Source organism: Singulisphaera photorubra, from assembly GCF_045290345.1.
Taxonomy (GTDB): Bacteria; Planctomycetota; Planctomycetia; order Isosphaerales; family Isosphaeraceae; genus Singulisphaera.
The window spans coordinates 3632011-3657845 of the sequence record NZ_CP155447.1 but is presented as its reverse complement, the minus strand read 5'-3'; the positions used below and the strand labels follow the sequence as shown (position 1 = coordinate 3657845).

Sequence of the window (25835 nt, the reverse complement as noted above, 5' to 3'; positions counted from 1 at the left end):
ATTCTCTCTTTTCAGCAACCGACCGCCCCATTACACTGTACAAACAGTCAGCGAACGACTCTCGGGCGGTCCGGTTTGGAGAAATCGACGGATGAATGAGATCACGACCGAGCAGGTCTCTCAGTCGGTAGACGCCATTTACCGCTCCGAATCGCGCCGCGTCTTCGCCACTCTGATCCGCCAGTTGGGTGATTTTGATCTGGCCGAAGAGGCGTTGCACGAAGCGTTCACCGCGGCGTTGGAACAATGGTCGCGCGATGGGCTGCCGGAGAATCCGAGAGCCTGGCTCGTTTCCACCGGCCGCTTCAAGGCGATTGACGCGATTCGCCGCCGGGTACGGTTCGATTCCACACTCGCGGAGCTGGCCACTCGACTCGATCAAGGCACGACGACCGTCCCGGTTGAAGAGGAGGGAGTCGAGGACGATCGCCTGCGTTTGATCTTCACGTGCTGCCATCCTGCCCTGCCTCCGAGCACGCAGATCGCCCTGACAATGAGGGAAGTTTGCGGGTTGAAGACCGAGGAAATCGCCAGCGCCTTTCTGACCACACCGTCGACGATCGCCCAGCGCATCGTTCGCGGCAAGGCGAAGATCCGAGACGCCCAAATCCCCTATCAGGTGCCGTCACTCGCCGACCTTCCCGAACGGTTGGACTCGGTTCTGTCGGTTATCTATCTCGTGTTCAACGAAGGATACTCGGCCTCATCCGGCGAGACGCTGAACCGACCGGATCTCTCCGCCGAGGCGATTCGCCTGGGACGCCTCCTCATTGAGCTGTTGCCGGATCCCGAGGTGATGGGACTGCTCGCACTGATGCTGATCCAGGAATCCCGCCGCACGGCACGGGCGTCGCCTGAAGGAGACCTGATCTTACTGGAAGATCAGGACCGTTCGCTCTGGAACCGAAACCAGATTGATGAAGGCCGAGCCCTGGTCGAACGTGCGCTCGCATCCCGACAGTTCGGTGCCTATACCATCCAGGCTACCATCGCCACGGTGCACGCCGATTCGCCCACGGCCGAGGCCACCGACTGGGCTCAACTCGTGGCCTTGTACAACGTGCTTGCGCGCATCGAGCCATCGCCGGTCGTGGAGTTGAATCGAGCCGTGGCTTTCGCAATGCGCGACGGACCGACAGCCGGGCTGGAACACATCGATGCGATCCTGGCGCGAGGCGAACTGGCCGAATACCACCTGGCGCATGCGGCACGAGCCGATCTATGCCGGCGGCTGGGAAGAACAGCGGAAGCCAGGCAATCCTATACGCATGCCCTCACGCTCGCGCGGCAAGAACCGGAGCGTCGTTTTCTCGAACGACGCCTTCGCGAGCTCGGCTAAAAAAAGTCTTGGCCCCTTGTCGATTCGCCACCGCGCCGAACGACTACTCGGCAATCGAAGCCATTGCACTCCTGATTCTGGAGGGAACGATGCGATTTATTTGCCTGGGATACCTGGACGAATCGAAGTGGGACGTGTTGTCGAAGACCGAGCAAGCCTCCTTCATGGAGGATTGCCTTGCCTACGACGACGAGCTTCGCCGAGGCGGACACTTTCTCGGCGGCGAAGCGCTCCAGAGTGTCCGGAACGGGGCCACGTTGCGGTTCCAGGACGGAAAAGTCATGGTCACCGACGGACCGTTTGCCGAGACGAAGGAACAGCTCGGAGGCATCCTTTTCCTTGAGGCAAGAGACTTGAACCATGCGATCCAGTTGATGTCCAAGCATCCAGGAGTCCGCCACGGGACTTTTGAAATTCGCGCTGCCGATGAGGAAATCAACGCGCTAGTCTCCGCCGAAAAGCGGTGAGCCCAGCCTCGAAATCGAGCCGAATTTTCCGTTTTCTGATGCCATCAATCGCAATTCCACACGTTCAGATTCGTTTCACCCACATCACAAAAAGCGAGAAATCGATGTTCCCAGGACCTCAGAAAGAGCACAACTGGCTCGACAAGTTCGTTGGCGAGTGGACGAGCGAATCCGAATGCAGCATGGGGCCGGATCAGCCGTTGATGAAGACGAAAGGAGTCGATTTCGTCCGCTCGATTGGCGGGCTCTGGATCGTCGCCGAAGGTGAGGGCCAGATGCCGGGCGGCGAATCCGCGAAGTCGATCATGACGATCGGCTATGATCCGCAGCAACAACGCTATGTGGGGACGTTCATTGCCTCGATGATGTCGTATCTCTGGATCTACAATGGATCGCTCGACGCCGCGGAAAAGGTGCTCACGCTCGACGCCGATGGCCCCGACTTCACCGGCAAGAAAACGGCAAAGTATAAGGACCGCATCGAGTTCGTCGACGACAACCACCGGATCTTGACGTCGCAAGTTTTGGGCGAAGACGGCACCTGGACTCAGTTCATGACCGTCCATTACCGTCGCAAGCCGTGATTCACGAAATCCGGATGCCACCGTTCGGGAATTCGACTATGAAATACATGTTACTCATTTACGGCGACGAGAACGCGTGGACCGAGGCTGAGCGAGAAAGCTGCTACGCCGAGTCGATCGAGTTGACTCGACAACTCCACGCCAAAGGCCAGTATCTCGGCGCCTCGCCCCTGCATCTGGCCGCGACGGCGACCAGTATTCGCGTTCGTGACGGGAAACAGCTGATCACTGACGGGCCGTTCGCGGAAACACGTGAACAACTCGGCGGCTATTTCCTGATCGACGCGGAGAATCTCGACGAGGCGATCAGCATCGCCGGCCGAATCCCAGGAGCCCGCGTGGGTACCGTCGAGATCCGACCGGTCATGGAACTCGACGGCCTGCCGCCGAATGCGTGATTTCGGTTTCTTGTATTTCAGGTTTTGAGTCGAATCTGACAGGAGTTCGTTCATGCGATCCGATGCGGAAACTGAGCCGATATCGAAAACCGCGCGCTACGCTGGTCGATTCCTGACGGGTCTCGCAGTCCTGTTCTTGCTGTTCGATGGCGCCATGAAAGTGATCATGGTGGCTCCTGTCATCGACGCATCGAATCAGCTGCAAATTCCCGAACGAGTGGTCCCCGGATTGGGAATCGTCTTGATCGCCGCCACGCTGATCTATTGGATTCCAAAGACCTCAATCCTGGGAGCGATCCTACTCACCGGCTATCTGGGGGGCGCGACCTGGACACACGTTCGACTGGGCGGGCCGGTCTTCCCAATGGTCTTCCCCAGCCTCGTCGGTGCGATCATCTGGGGCGGGCTCTACTTGCGGGAGCCTCGTCTGCGGTTCCTTGTTCCCATCCGGCAGTCTCAACCTTCAGCCGATCCATTGGCGGCGTAGGACAAACACAGCGTGCCCCGAAACGGAGTGAGAAGGCAGTCGATCGTGCCAGGGCACACACGCTACTTAGAGCGGTTCCCGACCGGCTAGCGCACGGAAAAAGGGGACAGGCACCCGGCCTCCAAAGCGTTCGGCGAGATTCAAGGGCTCAGGGGCCGGGAGCCAGGAGCCAGGAGCCAGTCCCCTTTTTCCTCCGCTGTGCGCAATGCAAAGGAAAACCGCTCTAGATCAGAAGGCCCCCCGGATCCGACGATCCGGGGAGGCGGTCCCTGGCACTAATTCCGCAGGCTCGACAATGGCGCGGGGATCCGACCGCCATGCCGGACGAACGCGGTGCTTCCGCCAGCGGCGTGAATCGGCAAGATCGCCATCTCACCGAAGAGGCCGCCGAACACCGCGCGTTCTCCGGCGACCTTGCCGGGGACCGGAATCACCCGGACAGCGGTCGTTTTGTGGTTGATCACACCGATGGCAACCTCGTCGGCAATCAGGGCGGCGAGGGTCTCGGCATCGGTGTCGCCCGGGACGGCAATCATGTCGAGTCCGACCGAACAGACGGCCGTCATCGCCTCGAGCTTGGCCAGGGTCAGATCCCCTACCTCGACCGCCTTGGCCAACGCAGAGTCCTCGCTGACGGCGACGAAGGCGCCGGAGAGGCCGCCGACCGACGAGGAGGCGAAACTCCCCCCCTTCTTGACCGCGTCGTTCAGGAGGGCGAGTGCCGCGGTTGAGCCTGGCGCTCCGATCCGGACGACGCCCATCGCCTGGAGGATTTCCCCGACACTGTCGCCGACTTGCGGCGTGGGCGCCAGGGACAGGTCGACGATCCCGAACGGGACGCCGAGTCGCGAGGCGACCTCTCGACCGATCAACTCGCCGACTCGCGTGACGCGGAAGGCCGTGCTCTTGATTTCCTCGGCGATCTCACCCAGGGTCAAACGCGTTGACGCATGAGCAAGCAAGTCTTCGATACCCGCCTTGACGACACCGGGACCACTGACCCCGATGTTGATTACGCAGTCAGGCTCACCGACCCCGTGGAAGGCGCCGGCCATGAAGGGGTTGTCGGTCGGGGCGTTGGCGAAAATCACGAGCTTGGCACAGCCGAACCCATCATGATCGCGAGTTCGTTCGGCCGTATCTTTGAGAACATGCCCGAGTGCCAGGATGGCATCCATGTTGATCCCGGCCGCCGTCGTTCCGACGTTGACCGAAGCACAGACGCGCTGGGTGGTCGAGAGGACTTCGGGAAGCGCTTCGATCAGCCGGCGATCCCCATCGGTCGAGCCCTTCTGAACGAGCGCGGTAAATCCACCGACGAGGTCGACCTCCACTTCGGCGGCAACCGCATCGAGCGTCCGGGCCACCGCGAGATAACCCTCGGCCGTATGCCCAGCGGCGACCGCGGCGATGGGGCTCACGGCGATCCGGCGATTGACGATGGGAATACCATAACGGCCTTCAACCTCAAGGCAGACCGCGCGAAGCCGCCCTGCGAACCGGAGCAGCCGCTGGCGAATCCGGTCGCAAAGGACCGTGATGTCGGGCGAGGCGCAAGGTTGGAGGTCGATGCCCATGGTCACTGTCCGCACGTCGAGCTTGTGCTGACGGATCATGCCGAGGGTGGACAGGACGTCCTCAGTGCGGTGCAACGGCGTCTCCTTGCGATTTCCAGGCTGGCCCCACTCGCACGGGGCTCGGTTCACTGGTGGCGAGAAATATGTTTTCGTGCTGCACGTAGGCTTCCAGCCCATGGTCGCGGCCGAACCGCTCGAGTTCCGCCCGCACGGTCGCTGGTGAGAGATCGGGGGGGAGAAACGCCTCCATGATCAACGAAAACCGGGAACCATCGACCCGCGCGTGCAGGTCGACGATGTTCACCCCATTCGCGGCGAGGCAGCCCGCGATCCCATGGATATTGCCGATCCCATCGCCTCCGAGGACCGTCAGAATGAACCGCTCGCCGTTGGGGACCGGCGGTTCCAGGGCCTCGTCCTTCATCTCGATCACCGCAACCGTCAGGTCGAACCGCTTACCGCGCTCGGCGATGATCTCGGCAAGCTGATGCGGCGTGCGCGGACCAGGAAACTCCACCGCAAGAATGATGGTGAAGCAGCCCCGCATCACCGTCTGGCTGAGCTCGAGGATATTTCCCCCTTGATCGCGCAGGGTCCCCGCCACCGAATAGACGATCCCAACCCGATCGGCCGCCGTGACCGTCACAATATAAGTAGACATGTCCGACCCGAATAAGTGAGGAGAGGATCGAAACGAACGTCGGATCGATCAAACCAAGGGCTGGTCGACGGGGCCTGTCATCAAGGTCGCGAGGGATTGCTGGCCGCCACGGCCAGCGCCAACCAGCCCACGAGGAAGCCGAGACCGCCGAGCGGAGTGATCGCCCCGAGCCACCGCTGGCCCGTGAGCACCAGCACGTAGAGGCTTCCCGAGAAGAGAATCGTCCCGATCAGAAACCCCCAGCCCGCCACTGTGACAGCGCCGCCTGTCTTCCCGTGAATGGCCAGCAACGCGACGGCGCCGATGGCCAGCGCATGATACATCTGGTAGCGCGCGGCGGTCTCAAAATTCTCCATCGTTCGCAGCTTGGTCGTTCTCAGCGCAAACGAGTCGCTCTCCTCGACCTTGTGGCGATCGCGCAGTGAGTGGGCTCCAAAGGCCCCGAGGGCGACCGAGAGAAACCCCGAGATCGCGCCGATTCTCAGCCAAGCCCAACCCGACATCGCACCACCTCTACCAAGCCAACGGTTGTCAGGTGGTCACGACCCACCCTGTCATTTTCTTGCCACGGTCGGAAGAGACACGCATTCGCTCAGGCCAAGATCCGCCCCACCGCCGGAGCGGATTCCTCATTCAAGATCAAGGCCCGAGCCTCCGCGGCGAGGAAGAGCGAACCGGTCACACAGATCAGGCCGTCGGGCCCGGTCCGCCGTCGCGCCTCGGCCAGGGCCTCGGCAGGGTCGGCCGCTGCGATCGCCACGCGACCGTCGAGTTCCTCGATCGTTCGCGCGACCTCCTCGGGAGCCACGGATCGTGGATTCTCAAGGTAACGGGTGGCGATAACTTGATCGAAGAGAGGCAGGAGGACCTGAAGCTGGCCACGCATGTCCTTGTCTCGGCTTGTGCCATAGATCAAGGTGCGCCTCGTGGCGGGAAAACAGGTTTGCAAGGTCGACGCCAGCGCCTCGGCGGACGCGACATTGTGCGAGCTATCGACAACCAGCCAGGGAGCTTCGCCGAGCACTTCCACCCGCGCGGGCCAACGCAACGACGCGAAGCCGCGGACCACCGCATCTCTGCCGACGTTCCATCCCCGTTCGGCCAGCGCGTCGAGGCTGGCCAAGGCCACGGCGACGTTGCCCGCCTGGTGGGGTCCCAGAAGGGGAAGCTCGATCTCACCCCAGTCGGTTCGCCAGGTATTCACATGAACCTTGCCCGCGACAGGACGAGTCAGCGGAGTCTCCGGTCGGATGTACTGGTACCGGAAGTCACAATCGAGTTCGCGGAGCATGCAGCGTCGTTGACCCGCGACGTGGCGAATCGCGTCGCGGGCTTCCGGCTCGATGACGCCACTGATCGCGGGGCAGTCGCGTTTCAAGATCCCCGCTTTTTCCGTGGCGATGGCGCCAAGGGTCGAGCCAAGCTGCCGGGTGTGGTCGAACGAGATCGTCGTGATCACCGCGAGTTCGGGATGCACTACATTCGTCGAGTCGAGCCGTCCCCCCATCCCGACTTCGAGGACAACCGCTCCGGCCGCTTTTCTCTGGAAGTGGAGCAGGCCCATCGCGGTCGTGATTTCGAAGAAGGTGGGTCCGCGATACCGGCTATCGGCACAGAAGGCGTCGAGTGTCTCGACGGCAGGGCGGACCGCATCGGTCAGCGCGACCAATTCGTCGGGGGTCGCCTCCACGCCGTCGACACTGAATCGCTCTTCCAGGCGATGAAGGTGAGGCGAACAGAAGAGGCCCGTGCGCAGACCGGAGGCCGAGAGCGCCGCGGCGATCATCACCGAGGTTGACCCTTTCCCCTTGGTCCCCGCGACGTGGATGATCCGGAGCGATTCGTGTGGGTCACCGAGGAGCCGGAGCAGCTTACGCATCCGCCCGAGGCGAAGCTCTTCGGTGAGCTTCGGCATACCCAGCCACTCGTAATTGAGTCGGCCATAAAGGAAGTCGAGACGATCTTGATAGTCGACGTTCATGTCGGGACGGCGGATCGCCTCCCCCTTCTCAGCCTGGGTCGGTCGTGAGTTCCATGTCAGCAAGGATCCGCTCGACGCGTTCCTGAAGATCGGTGAGCGAAAGTCCCTTCACCCAGTAATCCGTCACCCCGACCGAGTAGCCCTCGAGCCGAGTATCCGAATCGCCGAGGTTCGAGAGCATCACAACCTTGAGATTGGCGGTCTCGGTTTCATCCCGCAACCGTTCGAGCACCTCGAAACCATTCAGCTTGGGCATCCAGACGTCGAGGATCAGGAGAGCCGGCTTCCGGTCCACCACCAGAACGATCGCTTCCTCCCCGTCGCACGCCTCCCAGACCTCATGCCCGGCGGCACGAAGACAGGTGGAGTAGACCGCTCTGAGATCGGGTTCATCATCAGCCAGGACGATGTTCACTCCCATTGCTACCGGCCCTCCCTCCCTGTTCCTCACCGGCCTGCGTTCCAGAGACTCGCCCGACGGCAGGGACTTCAGCATACCTCGAATGAACGAGTGACTGCCACGTCAGTCGTTCTTCGTTCCAGGTCGAGCACTCCCCGCCGGTCCTCCATTTCCCAAGGTGCGGGCCGGGGGATTGCCGACTCGGGACGAGGATGGTCGATTCCGAACTCCCGAACGCTCGTTCCGCCCCTGATCCGCGTCGGCCCCCAGCAACCAACCGGCCAGGGGTTCGGTCGGGAGCTCGGGACAGAGGAGTGGAACCGGACGTCCCAGATCCTCAAGAATTCCTTCGGCGGCTCGGTAGCCGCTTCGGACCGCACCTTCCATCGTGGCCGGCCAGCCGGTGTCGGTCCAGTCACCCGCCAGAAAGAGTCCGTCGATGGGGGTCCGTTGCGTGGGCCGATGGGCCTCGACGCCCGGCCTGACCGCGAACGTGGCCCCATGTTCGGTCACCACCCAGGAGCGGACCAAGTTCGCCTCTCGGGTCGCCGGCCAGATCTCGGCAAGCTCCGCCATGACGGCGTCGAGGATCGCGGTCTTATCGAGGGCCAGCAGATCGTACGAGGCGCTGATCACCAACTGCAGGTACTCTCCCCCTTGCCCTGCCGCGGAACGACCTTGAATGGCCGTGTGGTTAAATACCCATTGAATCAAACGGCCGACGGTCACCACATGGTCGTAGGGGCAGACCGAACGGTCGAACCAGAGGTGGACCCCCGTGATGGGAGACGCCTGAAGAACATCGACGGATGCGAGCGCCGGAACCTTCGCCTGGACGTTTTCCGGCAGGAGAGCCCGAACCCGATCGAATGGGACGGCCATGACGACGAAGTCGGCGTCAATCGTCTCTCCCGAGCGGAGGACCACGCCACGGATCTCCCCTTCAAGATCCATTTTCACCGTGCGCACGCCGGTCGTCAATCGAACGGCGACGTCATGCTCTCGAAGCCAGGTTTCCAGCCGTGTTCCGTAGAGTTCGCCGAGCGGGACGAGCGGAATCTCCATCCGGAAGCCTTCGCGATTGCGGAGGAAGCCGTCGATGAACACTTTGCGGGCGTGGCCCACATCCATCTGCTCGAGCCGCTCATTGAGCGCGGAGACCAACACGGTCGCCCAGTAGAGGTTGATCGTCCGTATGGTCTGGCCATGCCTGAGGAGCCAGTCGGCAAAGGACTCGCCGGGTCGATCATCGCGGGCCGAGCGGAGACAGGCCAGGCCATACGCAACCCGTAACTTCTCGCTCCAACGCAGGTAATTGGCCCGTAGAAAGCTCCCGGCAAGATGAAGTGGGGCGGGTAAGAAGCCGGCGCGAAGTGTCGAGGTTCGCCCCTCGGGACTGAGGAAGACGATCCTCTCCTCACGCCGAAAAAGGTCATGAATATTGACACGTCGGCAAAAGTCGGCCAGGTTCGTACAGCAGGTCATGCTGACGTGCTGACAGTTATCGACCGACTCGCCGGTCGCCGGGTCGATGAACGAGCTCGCCCGGCCGCCAAGCCGGGGACGGCTCTCGATCACGCTGATCCTGACGTCGTGGCCAGCCAGGGCTGTTGCCGCCGCAAGGCCCGCGAGGCCGCCACCGACGATCAGGACGTGGGGAGGGGCGGGGGCATGGGTATGAGCGTGGGCCGGAGTCCGAGACGAGTTCAACACCGAGGGACCTCCGCTCGGCTCGGTTCCGGACGCTCGAAACGTCCCGAGAACGAGCGAATCGTAATCGCGGCCTTACGCCAGGGGGAGAGCGAAACGCGCTTGGCCATGACCTCATAACGGCGTCTGACGATTTCATCAAGCAGCGTGCGATAGATCCCGACAATCGTGCGATGCACCGGCCGCCCGACAGGCGCGATCAAACGGTCGAGGTCGGCCGCTTTTTCGTAGTACTCGTAGGCGCGTTGCGCTTCGAATTCGAGCAGGTTCCGCAGCCGATCGTTGGTTCGGTCGGCGACCAGGTCTTCGGGGCGAACCCCGAACCGATCGAGGTCTTCCTCGGGAAGGTAGATCCGCCCCCGAGTCGCATCCTCGCGGACGTCGCGGACGATATTGGTCAGTTGTAATGCCACGCCGCATGATTCGGCCAGTTCTTCGGCACGCCCTCCATCCGATTCGTATCCCCAGATATGGATACAACTCAGACCGACGACCGAGGCGACCTGATAGCAATAGCCGTGGAGCTCCTCGAACGTCGCAAAAGGGCGAGGTTCCAGGTCGATCTCAACTCCATTGATGACCTCGTCGAGATACCGCCGGGGAATCGCGTGCCGCTCCACCGTGTCGATCAGCGCAGGTAGGCCGGGCCAGCAGTTCGCCGACCCGCCGGTGAGTGCCCGATCGACACTCTGACGCCAGGCGTCGAGCCGCGCCCGCTGGTCGCCGGCGGGGGCTGGCTCGTCGGCCAGGTCGTCCGTGTGCCTCAGAAAAGCGTACAGCGCACACATCGAGCGGCGCAGGGGCGCGGGGAGCACGAGGAAACTGTAATAAAAGTTCTTCGCCTCCTTGCGCGACAGTGTGCCACAGAATCGGTAGCTGGCCCGCAGTGCATCATTCATGGCCGTGTCCCTCCCTGGCCCGTCGGCACCCGTTGGCTTCCCCCCGTCGCCGGGGTGGAGGAATCGAGCTTGGCCTCGCGAGGCGCCAACGGCCTCGGGCCGGAGAAAAGGGCGCGGGCGAGCAAGCCAAATTTCGTGAGCTTGCTCAACCGGGGGCGGCTCGTCAGAACGTCGAAGCCTTGCCCCTCGATCCGATCGAGAATCGCCAGCCCGCCTCGCGAGAACAGGTCGACATCCACCGCGATGTCCCGCGGCATGAGTACGACCAGTCGATGCCCTGCTTCGAGCAAGGAGCGAGCCCGATCAACCTCGAACTTCAGCAGGGCGGCGAACTCGGGCGTGAACTTGAGCCCATGTAAGTCCGCGTCGGAGTAGCCGAACCGCTGGCGGTCTTCGCGCGGAAGGTAGATCCGTCCGATGGCCAGGTCGCGGGCCACGTCCTGCCAAAAGTTCGCCAGTTGCAAGCCCGTACAGGTCATGTCGGAGAGTTGGACGTTCTCCGGGTTGAACGACCTGGCCAGGTAGAGCACCAGATGCCCGACCGGGTTGGCTGACCGCGAGCAATAGTCAAGCAACTGCTCATAAGTCGTATAATTGGTGAGGTCCTGATCCTGCTCGAAAGCCGAGATCAAGGCTTCGAATGGCTCGATCGGGATCGAAAACTCCTCGACCGTCTCGCGGAGTGTTTGCATCACGGGATGGCGAACGGGCGTCCCGCCCTGGAACATCCCCCGCAGCTCCCCCCGCCACCAGGCGAGGAGCTCACGCGATTTCTGCCGATCACCGATCTCGTCGCCAAGGTCGTCCGACCAGCGGCAAAAGGCATAGATGCTTTGAAAGGCCGGGCGAAGTCGGCGCGGGGTGAGCCAGGTCACCACGCTGAAATTCTCGTAGTGCGAGGCGGTGAGCCGGGCGCAATAGGCCCGAGCCTCTGCCAAGGTCAACGAATACGAGGCATCCGGGCCGTACTGGCGGAGGTCATCCAAGAAGGGCATCGGGGCATCCTGGTGGCAATTCGGCTGCGGGCATCGTGCCCGATTCTAGTCTCCAAGGTCGCCACCCGCCAGACGCGTCAATTCATCCCGTGGGGCTCAAGGGTTGCGAGGCGGCCGTGCAGTCGCTTTTTTACGGGCCTCGGCCTTGGCTTGAGCAGCCGCCGCGTCGCGAGACGCCTGCAATGCTTCGGTATAACTGCGGACGATTTCGTCGTCGAGGTAGCGGTCGATCAACGCCTGGACCTCCGCGATTTGCGCCTGCGCCGTTTTCGTCAAGATGGCGGTTTTGGTGAGCGCCTGCTGTCGGGTGGCATCCTCTTTCAGCGTCGCGAGCTTGGTCGCCAAGAGATCGCGAGGTGTCAGTTTGGTGAACTCGTTCAGGGTGGCCTCAACCCCTGCCCAGTCATCTCCCTCGGCCCTCGCTTTGAGGCGGGCCTCCAGCCGGGCGCGAACCGCCACCAGGTCGATAACCGTGTCGCGAAGCGAGTCGAGTTGGGCTTCGAGCACGACTGTGGCTGGTTTCGGAACGAAAGGAATCGTTCGCTCCGTGGCCGATTCGCCAGGCATGAGGGGCAATTCGACCATCGGTTCGATGTTACCGGCCAGAAGTCGAATGACGACGAGCTCGCTGGCGAATCCGGATTCGAGGACGATCCGCCCCTGACGGTCGGTGATTCCCACTTCGCGGGTAGGCCCGTCGGGCAAGGTCCGGATGGTCAGGACGTAACCTGCGGCGGGCGTCATGTCCGGGCGCGTCACAAATTTGAGCCGGGTGGGACGGTCCGCCGGCTTGACTCCGAGGGCGATCAGCTTGTTCTTGCGTGCGATCCGCTGGGTGAACGGATCTCTGAAGGCGCTGACGATGCTGCACCGCGCTCTCGCCCCTTCAAGCTTTTCAACTTTCAGGTAGGAGAATGGGAGATTCAAGATCCGTGTCGAGCCATCGGGTTGAAACACGAGCCGGACGGGCTGAAAGATCGAACCCGGTCCGACGACTCGGCCCGCGGGACTGGCGGGTTCGATGGCCCCCCCTCGGACAGCGAGCGTTGCGCCTCCCGCTTCTTGCTCAACCAGTTCGGCGATCGGACTGAACAGGTCGAGTGCGAGTCGCAACAGCTCCCTGGGCAGGTCCTCGACGATCGGCACGGCGCGTTGAAAAGTCGGCCCCAGCCGCCCCGTACTGACGTCGAACTCGCGTCCGGAGAGCGCGTAGCCAGCCTTGACCTGTTCGAGCCGGATGACCCAGACCTTGTCGCGCTCGGCCGAAACCGAAGCGAAGTTCTTGGCGTCGAGAGAGTCCAGATCACCCGCGAATTGAGTCGCTTGATCCTTGGCAACGGTCAGGTCCCAGGGGGCTCCGACGAATCGGTGGACCAGGGCGAGCCACTCCGCGAAGAGGCGATCGCGCGAACGGGCATCAATCCGCGTTTTCGGATCAATCCGAATCGAAGCTTCAATCCGGTAAGGCAAGCCCTCGGTCGGCGGCTCGATTTTCGCGGAAGGTGCTCCGGACGCCTCGCCCCCCAACGCCATCACCAGCGCAAGGGCGAGCGTCGCAATCACCACGGGTCCAGTGCGAACCACGGTTCGATCTCCCACGACTCGATCCCTTCGTAGAGTTTGCTGGAGGCCTCGGCAGGCCCTTTCAAGCGGGTTCGCCAGGCATAGTGATCTTCGAGCTGCCAGAGCGGCAGGACGGGGAGCTCGTCGCGACTCTCGCGGTCGATCTGGATCGCGATCCCGCGTGCGGAGGGCCATTCCGAAACACGTTCGAGTTCAAGGAGCAGTTGGAGGATTCTCGGGCTGGCGACCGAGGCGAGGGTCCCGGCCGCCGAAGGTGCATCGTACCCCGGACAGAGGAACACTCCCAGATCCAGCACCGGATCGTCGGAACGGGACGCACGATAAGCCAGGTCAAACTTCCGGCCCGCGCGAAGTTCCGACTCGAGTTCCGACTCGCGACGTTCGATCGGAACGAGGGTGACGCCCACAAGCTTGAGGGCATCGACCAGCTTCGGCACGACCGCCTGAGCCTCTGGGATCGAGGGGTACTCGAGAGTCAGCTTGATCGGTCCCGCCTCCAGTTCCTTCCGGGCGGCGGCCACGAGCATGGCCGCCAGGAGTGGGTCGTAGCCCAGGGGAAGTACGTCGGGCGCATCGGCTACCGTCCCTTTGGCGAACGGTCCGTCGGAGACCAGGTTGATCTCATCGGGGGGACGCTTCAAGAGCGTCTCTTCGAGGAGCAGGCGGCGATTGATCGCGTAGGAGAGACCGCGCCGCAATGCCCGGTTCCGAAGCATCGGATTCCGACCGTCGAGGGCAATTCGGTGCATGGAAGGGACCGAGTAACGACCGACTTTGAGGTCGGGGTTCGCAGCCAACGCGGGGAGCCGATCGGCCGGAACGTGCTCAAGAAGACTGACCTCACCTCGAACCAAGGCGCCGAGGGCCGTCGCAGCGTCAGCGTATCGGGTCTCGCGAATTCGCCGTAACTTGGTCCCCCCGGGAGAGTCGGACCGATCCAAGGCGAGGAATTGGACCTCGTCGGCGGCCGATGAGGCGAGCTCGAACGGACCGTCGGTCACGAGCTGACGGCCCCGATCGCTGGTCGCAACCCGGCCGTCCCACCCCCCATGTGCCGGACCGACCGGCGAGAGCAACCAGGATTTCAGCTTCAAGAAGGAACGGTTCAGCCGAAGTTCGACCCGTGTCGGATCGGGCGTCTCCACCCGTTCGATCGATTCCGCCCAGCGGGCGTTGTATTGGGGCGAGGCTGGTTCGGTGCGGTCGGTGAAGGAGCGAGCGACATCATTGGCCGATACCGACCGGGAACCATCCGACCAGTTCACCCCTTGGCGGAGCTGGATCACGAACCTTCGCCCCAGGTTGGACTCTTCGAGCCCCGCCGCAAGCTGACCGGGTCGCTTGCCCTCGGCCGACTCATCGTCGTCACGCGCGAGTATCGGTACATAGAGCAGGTGCGAGACGCGGTCGTCTGCGGGAGCGTGGACCCAGGGGCCGATGGGATGGGGGATATCGATGACCCCGACATCAAGAGTCGGCACCGAGGCAAAGGCAGCGGTGTAGCTCCGGCTCGCCTCCTCGAATTTGGGCCAGACGCGGAGCGCTTCGGTCAGAGCGTCGAGCCGTGCGGGGCCGGTCAGGGGCGTGGCCCGTTCGGTAAGTTGCCGGGCGCGGCTGATAAACCGTTCGCGCACTTCGCTGACGACCGGATGATTTGGCGCCAGCGGTTCGAGTTCATGGAGAATTTTCCGCCCCAGAGCGTAGAGCCCAATTTCGAATGCGTGGTCAGCCCGGGAACCATAAGCTTTGGCCAATTTATCGGCGAGCTCGGGATAGTCCGGTTTGCGAAGAAAGAGCTCGCGGAGAAGCCGTAGACCGCGCTCCCCGTCACCGTCGATGAGAGCGGCGCTCCCTTCTTCGTACAAGAGGCGATTCACCCGGTCGGCAAGCCCGGCCCAGCCAGGCTCGCGGGTCTGAACGCGAAGGAAGCACTCGAACGCCTTGGCATAGTTCCGGCTGGCGAGCCACCGGTCACCCTCGGCCAGCAGCAAGTCCTCGAAGTACTCCACTTTCTTGATGCTGCCTCGCTTCACCTTGAAGTCGCGAATTTCTCCCTCGACCAGGTGCAGCGAGACCTGGCTGGCGGCCTCCTCGGCTTTCTCCTGGGAACCGGGCATGACGACCTTGGTTTTGGAGCCCGGCAGGCCGATGTTGCCCTCGGCGGGGGGACGAAACGCCTGCTTCAGCTTCCGCTCTTTCTCGGCGTCGTAGACGGGCAGAGGCCTCGGGCTGACGGGATCGACGGTGAGGATCGTCCCATCGATGAGCGTCACGCGGTCGAACGGCGTTGAGCGAAGCAAGTCGGGATTGGCTCCGCCACCAGCCGGATTCTGCCCGTGCACGGCGGTGGGGAGGCTGCCGATTCCCAGCACGACGATGAGCGTACTGATTCCGAGCGCGAGGACCCGTCCCGGTCTTTGGCTCCGGATCGATTCAAGCCAGGTAGTCTGATTCTGAAGCGGTCTCATGGTCATGGGCTGGTCGACGGCTTCCCGCCCGATTCCTTCTGAAGACTGAGAAGGCGTACCGTACCATTGGCCACGGGAACGACGAGGTCAGGTCCGCTGGTCAGCAAGTCGCCGGCCGGAAGTAAGTTTAGCTCGATCCGATCGAGGGGTGAGCCGTCGGTCAACGAGAGTCGATGCAGCACGCCATCCTGGGTGAGAAACGAGACGGAATCGTCGAGGATCGCGGGTGCCGAGACAGCGCCGGTGCCGCGGAGTTTGGTCGACCAGATTCTCTGCCCGTCCGCCCCGAACGCATAAACGCCTCCACTCTGATCGGTCGCAAAAACGAGGCTGCCAAGGGAAGTCGGGAGCATCGCCAGCGACGACTCTACAGGCCAGGCGCCAATCGGGCTGAGGTCGCGGGCGGCGAGCGAGCGGAGTCGACCATCGGAAGTCGCCAGGACGATCGCTGATCCGGTCGAAACCGGGTCGGCGAGCAAGCTCGCCCCAAGGGATACCTCGACCGAGGCGACCAGCCGCGGCCTGGGGTCGTTGACCAGGGTCAGCCGGCGCACTTTCCCCGCGTCATCGACCAGAACCACGGCATCGTCGTCGAGCCGGGCGGGAGCCCGCCAGGAAGTGGCGTGGGTTCGATCGAAGTCGGGGACGAACGGCTCAGCCCTTGATTCTCCGGTCGTCGGATCGATCAGGTACGCGCGACCGTCACTGCCCGGAATGAGGACGTCGCGTCCCCAGAACAAGGGGGACGCCCCCAAGGCGACCGGGAGATCGATCGGTCGGAACGCCCCCCCCTCGCGACTCACAAGCAACTGTTTCGCGCTCGACCCGGGGACGAGAATGGTGCTTCCCTCCCCCTCGAGCCGTCGCTCGACGCCCACCGGGATCCGAAATTCGGCGGGACGGGGCAAGGTGGATTCGAGGAACCCCCCTGCCCTGAGCTGACGATCAGATAAGGACAGGCGCTGCCCATCCATCCCCAACGTGGTCAGCTCGTCGCTTCGAGGCGTGTTCTGCAACGCCAAGGGCCAGGCCGATCCGAGGACGGTCTGCCAGCGGACGATCCCCGTCTTGGGATCGAGCCCCCAGAGTGAAACGCCCGGCCTCTCGATGAACTGATGAGTGAGAACGACGCTCGAACCGACGACCTGGAGCGGGGCCAGGGCGGGACCGACGCCGGTCAACGACCAGACCTTATCGAGTGCGCCCTTCTCGACCGACAGATCGTAGCGCCCGGGTCGGCCGCCGGACAGCCAGAGCTCGTGTTCGGAGCGAGCGAACCCGAAGGCAGGTCCGGAGGACTTGGCATCCGCGGTAAACTGAGCGATCAGCCGGAACGGCGCCTTTTCTCCGTAGTCTCCGATTGCGTAGGCGGCGACTCCCGCCCGATCGCCCGTGGCCCAGATGACCGATCCGGACGACGCGGGAGTGGCGCGGGTCCAACCCGGGATCGCGACCTGCTGCCCCTGGCGGATTCGGGCTCCGTCGTCTTCAAGGATGCAGACCCGCCAACGACCTTCGGTCAACGCATGATTTTCCGGGATGACCAGGAATCGTCCCAGCCGCGCGGGGGTGCAAGGCAGCGAGCCGGGCGCATGTCCGAGATACTCCACGGCCTCGCACGAGATCGGGTCTCGCTTCAGGACGAACAGGCAGTCTTGATTGGCGAGCACATAGAGATACTGGCCCGACTCGTCGCTGATCGGGCTTCTCGTCAGCGGCAAGCCCAGCCGGTAGGTCGCGCGAAGTTCTCCGCTGACGAGGTCGAGAACGTACACGTTTCCGTCAGGGGCCGCCTGAATCACTTGGTTGCCGAGCACGAGCGGCGGGTCGTCGATGGGTCCCCCGAGCCCTTGCCGCCAGATCAGTTCTCCGGTCTTTGCGTTGAGCTTGACCAGTTCATCATGGCGTGAGTCGAACGCCAGAACCGTCGTTCCGCCAGAGATGGCCAGGGGTGAAAAAGGAGAGGACAGACCGACCGGCACCTGCCAGATCGGCGCACCGGTCTCGCCCTTGATTCCATAGACGTAACCGTCGGCCAGGGCGAACACGCACTGATCCAGGGCCGAGGTCGAGGTCGCATCGGTTTGCTTCGAACGGAGCACAAAGCTCGTGGGAGGCCCGAGCGGCTCCCGATGAGGCTCGGTCTCGGCCGGTCGGCGCGACGAGTCGAATGTGACCGCGCGACGGATCAGGTCATTGGCACGGGTCATCCGCGCAATCAGTTCGCGATCGCCCGCGAGGTCGGCATACTGCCGGACGAGGGCGTCGCGGGCCTTGTAGGCGTCGCCGGCCGAGCCCGCCTGGATCGCAGCGTCCATGGCGACCAGAGACTGCGAGCGAATCGCCCCCTTGCGGACGGCCGCTCGGGCCACGCTGATCTTGGCTGGTAACTTGGAGCGCCCAAGCTGGAGCTCCTTCGCGCTCCCCGCGACCCTGGCGTGAAGTGCCAACGCCGATTCCGCCTCGCCCAAGCTTGCCGCGTCGGCCACCACTCGCGCCCGGTCGGCAAGCGACTCTCCGGTCTTGAGCACCAGCTCGGCCAGTTCGATGCTCGAATCGCGAAAGGCAGGCTCGTCGCCGACCTGATCGAGCATCTCGCGCTCGGCGGTCAGGGCGTTCGACCATGAGGCCCCCGTACTCGAGGTGAACTGTCGGACGTTGGCCAGCGCTCGAAGCACGCGGGCCTTACTGTCTCGCGATTCATCGCCCGACTTCCTGGCGAGAAACTCGTCGAAGCGACGGATCGCGTTGCGATAGTCGCCGTCGTCAAGACTCTCCACGGCCCGGTGAAACATACGCGTCGTCACGGTTCGAGCGATGATCGTGTTGAGCGCAAACCCGAGCACGACCAGGACGACCACCGCGCCGACCAACCCAAAGACGAGCGGCGAGGTGAGCACCCGCTCCTCGCCAGGGGCGACCTGAGTTGAGAAGAACCGGTCGAAGAGCCCACGAACGCCACGCTTCCCCGTTTTCGACTTGGCGTCGGCGCGAGGCCGGCGGCTTTTATGGCGTCCCCCGCGCTCGCGAGAGTCCGAGGGGGCCACCGCCATTTCCGCCGAGGGAGGGGCCACCGCCAGATCCTCGATCCAGTCCTGCCGCTCGAACGGCTTCCCCGGTCGAACGCGTGACCGAGATTTCGCGGTCGTCGTGGCCGGGGCCGTCGAAATGAACGGTGCCGGCTGGATCCGCGTCTTATCGTCCTGGGGAAGATCCTCATCGGCGTGAATCATGAAGATCCGGCAAGGGCCGACCACGATCTCGTCGCCCTGACGAAAGCTCGACGACGCCATCCGCCTGCCGTTGATCTCGATCGCACCGGCGTCCGGCGAGGCGTCGGCCTTGTAGCGGCTGGACTTCCAACGCAAACGTCCGTGGAACGGCAAGACTCCGTCCCCGTTCAGGACGATCTCACACTTCGGGCTCGAGCCGAACAGAACCGTCTGCTCACGCGTGATGGTGACGCGTTGAACTCGCCCCTGACCGTCATGAACTTCGAGCGTGGCCATGCGGACTCGTCAAACCTTGAGGGACGTGGGAACGAGACGTGCCGTCTTGCTTCCCGAGGTCGGGGGAGAGCCCGGAGCCGTCTGGCTCCACCGGCTCGAGACTCGATCACAAGGCTGATTCCGGGAGCGACGGTGAAACATCAATGAAGCGTTTCCTGAGCCAGGACCGCAAAGCCGTAGCCGTCCCCTTTGGGCACCACGCTGAATCGAGTGACCCGGATCTCGGCAGGCTGTTTCCCTCGAAAACGGACTTCGAGCTGGGCTAGCGTGTTCTCCACCTGCTTCGGGTAGAACTGGATCACAACCCCCTCCCCCACCTCAATCCCTGCCTTCTGAAGCAGGGCGACGTCGGAGGCCTTTCGACCCCGGCCTTGCCAGAGGAAGTAGAGCCGGTCGTCTCCCTGTCCCGAGCCCCGGCGCGTGGTGGGGGTTGCGTTGGAGAAGTTGGAAACGTAGGTAAGCTGGTTGTTCCCGCTCACGACGGCTAACTCGACCTTGAGGGCGTCGAGCTGGCGTGCGTACTCATCAGGGGTCTGACCGGGGTTGTAGACGATACTCCAGCGTTGCTCGCGTGGGACGCCTCCGTCGCCTGGCCCCAGCCCCAAGCCCGGCCCGCCGGTTCCGATCTTCGACGCTCGGCGGCCGCTGGCCACTGCGCCTCCGGTCGGCATCACGGCTCCCAGGTCCACTTCCGCGAGGGACTGGCCGGCGTCGGCCACGGCGTCGAGCATGGCGGAGGGCGTTTCCTGCACCGACGGTTCTTCGAAATCGCCGGCCACTTCCTCATTGTTCGAGGCCTGAGCGGCGACCTCCGCGCCGGCGACATCGATCTTCTCGGTCGAGCCCGCTGTACCGTCAGGGCTGCCTCCGCCGCCGCCGAAGACGTCGACGATCTCAAGGGGGGCGGTCACTCGGGACGCATAGGCCTGATTGGTCGCATAGACCAGGCCCAGCCAGCCGACGACCAGCAGGGCGCCGATGACAATGGCCATCAGGAGCGAAGTGACTCGATCGTAGATCGACTCGCCCCGGACTTGCGGTTCGGGGCGGCCCTCCTGCGGCGGTGCCGGCGTGCTTGAAGGGGTCATCGTGGCTCCCTTGACCCGGCCGCCGGAAGCGCGGGCACCGTGCTGGTCGCGGGCGGCCCCGACTTCTCATCACGCTGACCGTTGAGCTCGAGCGGACGGATCGTGTCGTACCAGGCCTTCCAGCGATTCGCAGCCTCTTCGCGCTGGGCGGGAGTCGACGTCGAGGGGGGGCCGAGGCCGTCGATCTTGCGGCTGAGCAGTTGGAGGCCGATCCGAGCCGTATTGACGACTTCCTCGTCGGAGTCGGTCAGCGCCTCAATCAAAGGCGGAACAGCCTCGAGTTCGCCGGTGCGGCCCAAGGCCCAGGCGGCAGCGCGTCGCAGGCCTTGATCGGGGCTGAGCAAGAGCTTCCGAAACCGTTCCTTGTGGGGGCGAAGTACGGCGGGACCCTCCGTTTCGTAACGAGTTACGAGCCCGGAGAGCGCCGATTCCGCGAACTGGGCCCGTGGGTCTTCGAGCACGGCCAGCATTCCTTCGACCGCGCCATTCATGGGCCGGCTGACGACACGCCCCCCCGCGACCGTCATGCTCGACAGGTCAGTCGGCAGCCCTCGGCCTCCGAGTAAGGTGCCCGCGCCCAGTCGCTTGACCTCGATCCGACGGAGCGTTTTGGCGGTCGATCGGCTCAGAAACAGAATCGCCCAGACCGTGTTCATCGGCTCGCCGTGGGCTGAGCTCCAGGCGCCGTGGGCGGTCTGGCTCGAGTGAATAAACGAACGCCCCCGCTCGTACCAGTCGATTCGACCAAGCATCGTCTTGTCGGCCAGGGCTCCAATTCGTTCGAGGCCATAGAGGCCATAGTAAATCGAAGGCCCGACGATCGGGCTGGGCGAAGTGGTAAAGCTGGCGGCCAGCCAGTTCATGCCGCCACCGATCGATTGGTCGATCCGATTGAACGGTGTTTTGACCTCGTATCGGGTGTTGGCTCCTTCGGGGTTGAGCGGGATCAGAAGCGTGCTTTGCTGCGTCTTCGCAGTGCGATACTGGGCCAACTGGCGTTTGCAGATCAGAAGACTGCCCACTCCCGCGGCAGTCATCGAGATGGTCTCGGGCTGGTTGAGTTCGTCGGAGTGATACCGCCAGGCGCCCGTGGAACCTTGCGTCGACATGAACCACTGGGCGGCCCGATCCCAGACACTCGCGGGAACACGGGCACCGCCGTTCTCCGCTTCCCAGAGACCGAGAACGGCATACTGGGAGATCGAGGTATCCCCATTGGCTCGGTTGGGATAGTCCCACGACCCATTGGCCTTTTGTCGGCTGACGAGGAAGCTGGCCACCTGTTCGAGGTCGGATCGTCTCGATTCGGCATCCAGGTTGGCCAACGCCATGGCGATCACGGCCGCCTCGTAGACCTCGTGGCCGTTGGAGCGTTCCGGTTTGTAGCTCACACTAGTGAAGCGCTGGCGGATTTTCGTGAAGCAGGCCACGACCGCGGGATCACTCAACGGGACGTCCCCCTTGAGGAACGCCAAGGCGATCAGGGCGGTTTCCCCCGCCTGCTGGTCGGTCGTATGCTGGCGGAGATAGGCGAGACCACGGTCGATCGCCGGGTCATCCGAGGCGCGAACGTACGAACTACCGACGGCCAGAAGGGCCGTGGCGATCGCGCAGATCGAAATGGGAGCCATCCGCGACATTGAAGCGACTTCCCCTTCCACGTCTCTCGGCAAGGGCGAACATCACCATTGTATCCCTCATGCGTGGCCGAGGGAAATCTCAGCTCAAATCGAAATGGATCTGAGAACGTGTCCGCGACCGCCGGGGAAGTGGTCATCGAGCGTGTGCGCGGTTGGGTCGCTGGCTGAGGTCCATTGTCGGCCCCCAGAAAAGGTGGGGGCCGACGATCGACCCTAATCTTTCAGAACGCGGGCAATTCAGAAGGAACAACCGACCTGAGCTCATCAGAGGCAGGTCGGAGATAGGTCAGGCCGACAGCCTTACTTCACGAGCGGCCGAACTTCGATCTTACGGAAATGGAGTTCCGCCCCTTCGGACTGGAAGAGGATCTTGCCTTTGGTCAGGCTCGACTTGGTGCCGACGTTGACGACGTAGCCGTTGACGATATTGGTGATGGTATCGCCGTCGCAAATCACTTCCAACCGGTTCCATTCGCCGACGGGCTTTTCGACGTCTCGCTTGCCACGGAAGCCGAGCACATCCTTCCATTCCGGGTCGCGGCCCCACCAGTTGTAGCGCTGATTGACCGTGACCGATTTGCCCCCCTTTTCGTAGTAGAGCTGATTGTTCGGGGGGCCGACCCGCGTCTCGCAGGTCAGGCTGGGGCGCACGGCTTTTCCATCGATCGTCCCGCCGACCATGATGAAGTCGCCGCAACCTCCCTCGATAATCTGGCACTCCTGGGACATCATCCAGTTGCCCCCCGCGGCGCCATCAGGGCCGACGCAGTGAACCAGAATGCCCGAGTCGCGTGATTTGGTTTCTCGAGGAGCCCAGGTCTTATCGCCCCAACGCCACTCGGTAACCAAGTGGTAGTTGCTGTATTCGTCGCGAGTGGTAAACCCGCCGAATTCTTGACCGGAGACGCGAATCGCGCCGTCCTTGACCGTGAAAACCTTGTTGGGGTCTTCCAGCTTGTGGTCCCTGGTGTAGGTGTAAAACCCCGTGAGATCCTTACCGTTGAACTTGAAGATCGGCTCGCCCGTCTTGACCTGAGGAACGTCCTTGGCGAACGAGGGAACGTCGCTCGGCGAGTCGGCGACTACCGAGAGGGGCAAGAGTGCGGTGAGGCTCAAGGCCAGGAAGGTCTTCGGAACACGCAACGGCGTCATCGTTCAACCTCGGCAAGAGAAACGAAGTAGAAGAAAAAAAAAAGGGGTGGGTGGGAACCTCAATCAAGAGCGCTGGCGGTGGATGTCTGCCCCTTGCTCGCGGCAGATCGTCTCCACACGGGCCATCGTCTTCTCGTCGGGGCAAGCGACCGACAAGACCATTCCCTGGCCGGTCTCGATCTGTTCAGGAGGAGTGACGCCGAGCCGGTCATTGGGGATGCCGATCGTCGTCAGAATCTGGATGACCAAGTTCCCCTGCGCAGAGTTGCGGAAGAACGCGACGACTCGCGGCATTGGCCTGGCCTGTTCGCTGACCTTGCCCGGCCGGATCTGCGGAATTTCCATGGGACTGCCAACCTCAGGGAACGGACAACGGCCGGCATCGACCTCCTCGGGCGGTACGCGACCGGAACCGGAAGAGGAGAGTTTGACCTCACTGGAGCCGGGATGCAACCCACGACCCCTCTCACTTCACCGAGACGAGAAACAAGGGCCGGGTTCCCTTGCGATCGTGGCCTTGGTCCCCCCCAACTTGGTAAGATCGAAGTTCCATACGAGGAGGGAGCGACGCAAAACTATGGCATTTTTGAGCGGGATCGCCCTGACACTGGTCCTCATCTCCGACAGCCCTCCGCTGGAACGACTGGGACGGCTCGACTATCCGGCGATCCGAGAAGCTTCGGGAATAGTCGCTAGCCGCCGCCATCCCGGAATTTTCTGGGTCCACAACGATTCCGGAAATCTTTCCTCGCTGTTTGCGGTCAAACGTAACGGGTCCTTGGTTCGCGAATACCTGGTCCGAGTGCCCAACATCGATTGGGAAGACATCGCCATTGATGATGATGGCCATCTCTATCTCGCCGAGATCGGCAACAACGACGGTCGCTTACCGCTCCGGGCGATCCATCGCATTGTTGAGCCTGATCCCACGCAGCCCCACCAAGGGACCCTGATGGTCGAGGCGACTTCGTTCTACCGCTTCCCACCTCAGGGCCGGTTCGATGCGGAGGGGCTGTTCCTCGATGCCGGGCGTGCGGTCGTCGTGGCCAAGACCTTCGACCGCCAGGAGGCGGAATTGTTCGCGATCCCGCTCCATCCCCCCGCGCCCCTGTTGAGGCCCGCGGTTCCCGAATCGCTCGGCCGGCTTCCCCAATTTCGCGAGCCGGCTACCGGCGCGGACCTCTCTCGTGACGGCCGCCACCTGGCGGTCTGCGCGGTCAACGTCGCACGCATTTACCAGCGAGCCCGATCGGGATCGTGGACTCTCGTCGGTACCGTCCGGTTTCAAGCGGATGACGTCGAGGCGATCGCCTGGGACGGTCTTGACCTGATTCTCGCCGGTGAGAACCGCGTCATCTCTCGAATCTCAGAAAAAGGCTGGCGAAACGGCCGGGATGAGATCGCCCCTCGCCCTCGCTTCCGATCCATTGAACGTTTCAAGACACAACCATCGCCTTGACATGGGAATCAGTCGATTGCAACACGATGTCGTCATCGTCGGGGGAGGAGTCATCGGCCTTTCGGTCGCCTACGCCCTGGCGAAAGCAGGTATTCGCGCAACGCTGCTCGATCGCCGTGAGTTTGGCCGAGAGGCCTCGTGGGCCGGAGCCGGCTTGATCCCGCCTTGTTCCGAACGGCCTCCCGCACAACCGTTCGAGCTGCTTCGTTCCTGGAGTGCCCGGCTCTACCCGCAGTGGTCGGATGCGCTCCGCGAAGAGACAGGTATCGATAACGGATTCCGGCGGACCGGTGGCGTCGATGTGGCATGGACCGAGGACGAGGAGAACGCGTTGCGGACCGCCGCCGGACGCTGGCGGACCGACGGGATCGTCTATGAACGGCTCGCGCCGGGCGACTACGTCCGCGTCGAACCCGCGTTGAACCCCACACTCCGGGTCGTCTACTACTTGCCCGACCGCTCCCAGATCCGCAACCCGTGGCACCTGGAGGCCCTCAAGGCGGCGATTGAGGCACGCGGTGCCCGGCTTCATCCCCACGAGGCCGTGGTGGGGTTCGAGACTGCGGACGGACGCGTCACAGCGGTTCGGACGGAACAGGGGCGAATCCCTTGCGGGCAGGTCATCGTCACGGCCGGAGCATGGTCGGCGGGACTGCTCGAAATGCTCGGGATCCAAGCCCCCACACCGCCGGTCAAGGGGCAGATTGTCTTGCTCCGCTGCCAGGGAAAAGTTCTCCGGCGGATCGTCGAGCACGGCAGGATGTACCTGGTCCCGCGCGAAGACGGCCGGGTCCTGATCGGAGCCACGGAGGAGAACGCAGGGTTCGACACGCGCCCGACAACGCAGGGAGTGCGCGACCTGCTCGATGAGGCGATTCGACTCATTCCGGCCTTGGCCGACGCGGAAGTGGAGCGAGCCTGGGCGGGGCTGAGGCCCGGTAGCATCGACAGTCGACCGTATCTCGGGACCGTTCCCGACTTTTCAAATTTGCTCGTCGCGACCGGCCACAAACGCTCGGGATTACAGCTTTCACCTGCGACGGCGGAGGCGATCACCGACCTTGTCCTGGGCCGTCCGGCTCGCATCGACCTGAGTCTGTTCCGGATCGATCGCGAGCCCGCGCCCGCTTCGGACGACGTCTTTCGCTCCTGACTGAAAGTCTCAACGTATGTCAGTGGGGGCGAAGCCAACCTGTCTTTTCAGGCCGGCACACGACCGACTCGTGCTCGCCCCTTGAACCGAGATTCAGCCCAGGGCGAAAGAACCGATGGTATTCTCGCCCCAAGAAGCTCCGTCGCGGCGTTGCGTAACTTGTTTCAGATCGGTAACTTGAATCAACGAACGATCTGGCCTCCCCGGGGACGTCGAACCGAGACAGCCAGTGCTCCCCAAGTCGATTGAGGAAGGAATTTCATGATACCGCGGCCTTTGTTTGT

At 63.2% G+C, this 25835-nt stretch carries 22 protein-coding genes; 7 read left to right on the top strand and 15 right to left on the bottom strand.

What is annotated here, in order from left to right; all coding sequences use genetic code 11:
- Positions 1 to 91: 91 nt before the first annotated feature.
- From V5E97_RS14015 to V5E97_RS13995, 5 genes are all read left to right on the top strand, one after another.
- Positions 92 to 1339, top strand: a complete 1248-nt coding sequence (locus V5E97_RS14015; protein WP_406699939.1) for an RNA polymerase sigma factor — start codon at positions 92 to 94, stop codon at positions 1337 to 1339.
- 89 nt (positions 1340 to 1428) lie between these two features.
- Positions 1429 to 1806, top strand: a complete 378-nt coding sequence (locus V5E97_RS14010) for a YciI family protein (RefSeq protein ID WP_406699938.1) — start codon at positions 1429 to 1431, stop codon at positions 1804 to 1806.
- Positions 1807 to 1910: 104 nt separating this feature from the next.
- Positions 1911 to 2390 (top strand): DUF1579 domain-containing protein, encoded by a 480-nt coding sequence (locus tag V5E97_RS14005; RefSeq protein WP_406699937.1) that lies wholly within the window; start codon positions 1911 to 1913, stop codon positions 2388 to 2390.
- A gap of 38 nt (positions 2391 to 2428) precedes the next feature.
- Positions 2429 to 2788 carry a YciI family protein gene (locus tag V5E97_RS14000; protein WP_406699936.1) on the top strand — a complete coding sequence of 120 codons (360 nt, stop codon included), beginning with the start codon at positions 2429 to 2431 and terminating at the stop codon, positions 2786 to 2788.
- A gap of 52 nt (positions 2789 to 2840) precedes the next feature.
- A complete protein-coding gene (locus tag V5E97_RS13995; RefSeq protein ID WP_406699935.1) occupies positions 2841 to 3275 on the top strand; it encodes a DoxX family protein in 435 nt (144 codons plus the stop codon).
- 275 nt (positions 3276 to 3550) lie between these two features.
- On the opposite strand, the gene V5E97_RS13990 is transcribed toward V5E97_RS13995, so the two are convergent.
- The 15 genes from V5E97_RS13990 to V5E97_RS13920 all read right to left on the bottom strand — a co-directional run bounded on the left by V5E97_RS13990 (position 3551) and on the right by V5E97_RS13920 (position 23284).
- Positions 3551 to 4927 carry a PFL family protein gene (locus V5E97_RS13990; protein ID WP_406699934.1) on the bottom strand — a complete coding sequence of 459 codons (1377 nt, stop codon included), beginning with the start codon at positions 4925 to 4927 and terminating at the stop codon, positions 3551 to 3553.
- Positions 4914 to 5513, bottom strand: coding sequence for a glycine cleavage system transcriptional repressor (locus V5E97_RS13985; RefSeq protein WP_406699933.1), 600 nt, complete (start codon positions 5511 to 5513; stop codon positions 4914 to 4916). Before V5E97_RS13985 ends, V5E97_RS13990 begins: the two co-directional genes overlap by 14 nt.
- Positions 5514 to 5593: 80 nt before the next feature.
- Positions 5594 to 6016 carry a DUF423 domain-containing protein gene (locus V5E97_RS13980; RefSeq protein ID WP_406699932.1) on the bottom strand — a complete coding sequence of 141 codons (423 nt, stop codon included), beginning with the start codon at positions 6014 to 6016 and terminating at the stop codon, positions 5594 to 5596.
- Between the two features lie 89 nt (positions 6017 to 6105).
- A complete protein-coding gene (locus V5E97_RS13975; RefSeq protein WP_406699931.1) occupies positions 6106 to 7557 on the bottom strand; it encodes a bifunctional folylpolyglutamate synthase/dihydrofolate synthase in 1452 nt (483 codons plus the stop codon).
- Entirely contained in the window at positions 7523 to 7915 is a 393-nt protein-coding gene (locus V5E97_RS13970; RefSeq protein WP_406699930.1) for a response regulator, read from the bottom strand. The genes V5E97_RS13975 and V5E97_RS13970 overlap by 35 nt, the downstream gene beginning before the upstream one ends.
- A gap of 102 nt (positions 7916 to 8017) precedes the next feature.
- A complete protein-coding gene (gene hpnE, locus V5E97_RS13965; RefSeq protein WP_406699929.1) occupies positions 8018 to 9607 on the bottom strand; it encodes a hydroxysqualene dehydroxylase HpnE in 1590 nt (529 codons plus the stop codon).
- The gene (locus V5E97_RS13960) at positions 9601 to 10503 is read right to left on the bottom strand and encodes a phytoene/squalene synthase family protein (RefSeq protein ID WP_406699928.1); all 903 of its coding nucleotides are present in this window, start codon (positions 10501 to 10503) and stop codon (positions 9601 to 9603) included. Before V5E97_RS13960 ends, hpnE begins: the two co-directional genes overlap by 7 nt.
- Entirely contained in the window at positions 10500 to 11498 is a 999-nt protein-coding gene (gene hpnC / locus V5E97_RS13955) for a squalene synthase HpnC (RefSeq protein ID WP_406699927.1), read from the bottom strand. The genes V5E97_RS13960 and hpnC overlap by 4 nt, the downstream gene beginning before the upstream one ends.
- 96 nt (positions 11499 to 11594) lie before the next feature.
- Complete coding sequence (locus V5E97_RS13950) at positions 11595 to 13082, bottom strand: hypothetical protein (protein WP_406699926.1); 1488 nt, start codon at positions 13080 to 13082, stop codon at positions 11595 to 11597.
- On the bottom strand, positions 13058 to 15556 hold the full coding sequence (locus tag V5E97_RS13945) for an ABC transporter substrate-binding protein (RefSeq protein ID WP_406699925.1): 2499 nt from the start codon (positions 15554 to 15556) through the stop codon (positions 13058 to 13060). Before V5E97_RS13945 ends, V5E97_RS13950 begins: the two co-directional genes overlap by 25 nt.
- Positions 15553 to 19059, bottom strand: coding sequence for an outer membrane protein assembly factor BamB family protein (locus V5E97_RS13940; protein ID WP_406699924.1), 3507 nt, complete (start codon positions 19057 to 19059; stop codon positions 15553 to 15555). The genes V5E97_RS13945 and V5E97_RS13940 overlap by 4 nt, the downstream gene beginning before the upstream one ends.
- 140 nt (positions 19060 to 19199) lie before the next feature.
- Positions 19200 to 20147: a hypothetical protein gene (locus V5E97_RS13935; RefSeq protein ID WP_406699923.1), complete on the bottom strand. Its 948-nt coding sequence runs from the start codon at positions 20145 to 20147 to the stop codon at positions 19200 to 19202.
- Complete coding sequence (locus V5E97_RS13930; RefSeq protein WP_406699922.1) at positions 20144 to 21787, bottom strand: HEAT repeat domain-containing protein; 1644 nt, start codon at positions 21785 to 21787, stop codon at positions 20144 to 20146. Before V5E97_RS13930 ends, V5E97_RS13935 begins: the two co-directional genes overlap by 4 nt.
- 300 nt (positions 21788 to 22087) lie before the next feature.
- Positions 22088 to 22939, bottom strand: coding sequence for a 3-keto-disaccharide hydrolase (locus tag V5E97_RS13925; protein WP_406699921.1), 852 nt, complete (start codon positions 22937 to 22939; stop codon positions 22088 to 22090).
- Between the two features lie 63 nt (positions 22940 to 23002).
- Positions 23003 to 23284 (bottom strand): hypothetical protein, encoded by a 282-nt coding sequence (locus V5E97_RS13920; protein ID WP_015248457.1) that lies wholly within the window; start codon positions 23282 to 23284, stop codon positions 23003 to 23005.
- A gap of 232 nt (positions 23285 to 23516) precedes the next feature.
- Between V5E97_RS13920 and V5E97_RS13915 the strand changes: the two genes are divergently transcribed.
- On the top strand, positions 23517 to 24398 hold the full coding sequence (locus V5E97_RS13915) for a hypothetical protein (protein WP_406699920.1): 882 nt from the start codon (positions 23517 to 23519) through the stop codon (positions 24396 to 24398).
- A gap of 16 nt (positions 24399 to 24414) precedes the next feature.
- Positions 24415 to 25551, top strand: a complete 1137-nt coding sequence (gene thiO, locus V5E97_RS13910) for a glycine oxidase ThiO (RefSeq protein ID WP_406699919.1) — start codon at positions 24415 to 24417, stop codon at positions 25549 to 25551.
- Positions 25552 to 25835: the final 284 nt, after the last annotated feature.

Bases quoted from the DNA above. Each gene is read 5' to 3' on its own strand.
- V5E97_RS13970 (WP_406699930.1), bottom strand. From the start codon at position 7,915: ATGGGAGTGAACATCGTCCTGGCTGATGATGAACCCGATCTCAGAGCG.
- V5E97_RS14015 (WP_406699939.1), top strand. From the start codon at position 92: ATGAATGAGATCACGACCGAGCAGGTCTCTCAGTCGGTAGACGCCATT.
- V5E97_RS14010 (WP_406699938.1), top strand. From the start codon at position 1,429: ATGCGATTTATTTGCCTGGGATACCTGGACGAATCGAAGTGGGACGTG.
- hpnC (WP_406699927.1), bottom strand. From the start codon at position 11,498: ATGCCCTTCTTGGATGACCTCCGCCAGTACGGCCCGGATGCCTCGTAT.
- V5E97_RS13995 (WP_406699935.1), top strand. From the start codon at position 2,841: ATGCGATCCGATGCGGAAACTGAGCCGATATCGAAAACCGCGCGCTAC.
- V5E97_RS14005 (WP_406699937.1), top strand. From the start codon at position 1,911: ATGTTCCCAGGACCTCAGAAAGAGCACAACTGGCTCGACAAGTTCGTT.
- V5E97_RS13915 (WP_406699920.1), top strand. From the start codon at position 23,517: ATGGCATTTTTGAGCGGGATCGCCCTGACACTGGTCCTCATCTCCGAC.
- V5E97_RS13925 (WP_406699921.1), bottom strand. From the start codon at position 22,939: ATGACGCCGTTGCGTGTTCCGAAGACCTTCCTGGCCTTGAGCCTCACC.
- V5E97_RS13980 (WP_406699932.1), bottom strand. From the start codon at position 6,016: ATGTCGGGTTGGGCTTGGCTGAGAATCGGCGCGATCTCGGGGTTTCTC.
- V5E97_RS13960 (WP_406699928.1), bottom strand. From the start codon at position 10,503: ATGAATGATGCACTGCGGGCCAGCTACCGATTCTGTGGCACACTGTCG.
- V5E97_RS13930 (WP_406699922.1), bottom strand. From the start codon at position 21,787: ATGTCGCGGATGGCTCCCATTTCGATCTGCGCGATCGCCACGGCCCTT.
- V5E97_RS13935 (WP_406699923.1), bottom strand. From the start codon at position 20,147: ATGACCCCTTCAAGCACGCCGGCACCGCCGCAGGAGGGCCGCCCCGAA.
- V5E97_RS13985 (WP_406699933.1), bottom strand. From the start codon at position 5,513: ATGTCTACTTATATTGTGACGGTCACGGCGGCCGATCGGGTTGGGATC.
- V5E97_RS13940 (WP_406699924.1), bottom strand. From the start codon at position 19,059: ATGGCCACGCTCGAAGTTCATGACGGTCAGGGGCGAGTTCAACGCGTC.
- V5E97_RS13945 (WP_406699925.1), bottom strand. From the start codon at position 15,556: ATGACCATGAGACCGCTTCAGAATCAGACTACCTGGCTTGAATCGATC.
- V5E97_RS13920 (WP_015248457.1), bottom strand. From the start codon at position 23,284: ATGGAAATTCCGCAGATCCGGCCGGGCAAGGTCAGCGAACAGGCCAGG.
- V5E97_RS14000 (WP_406699936.1), top strand. From the start codon at position 2,429: ATGAAATACATGTTACTCATTTACGGCGACGAGAACGCGTGGACCGAG.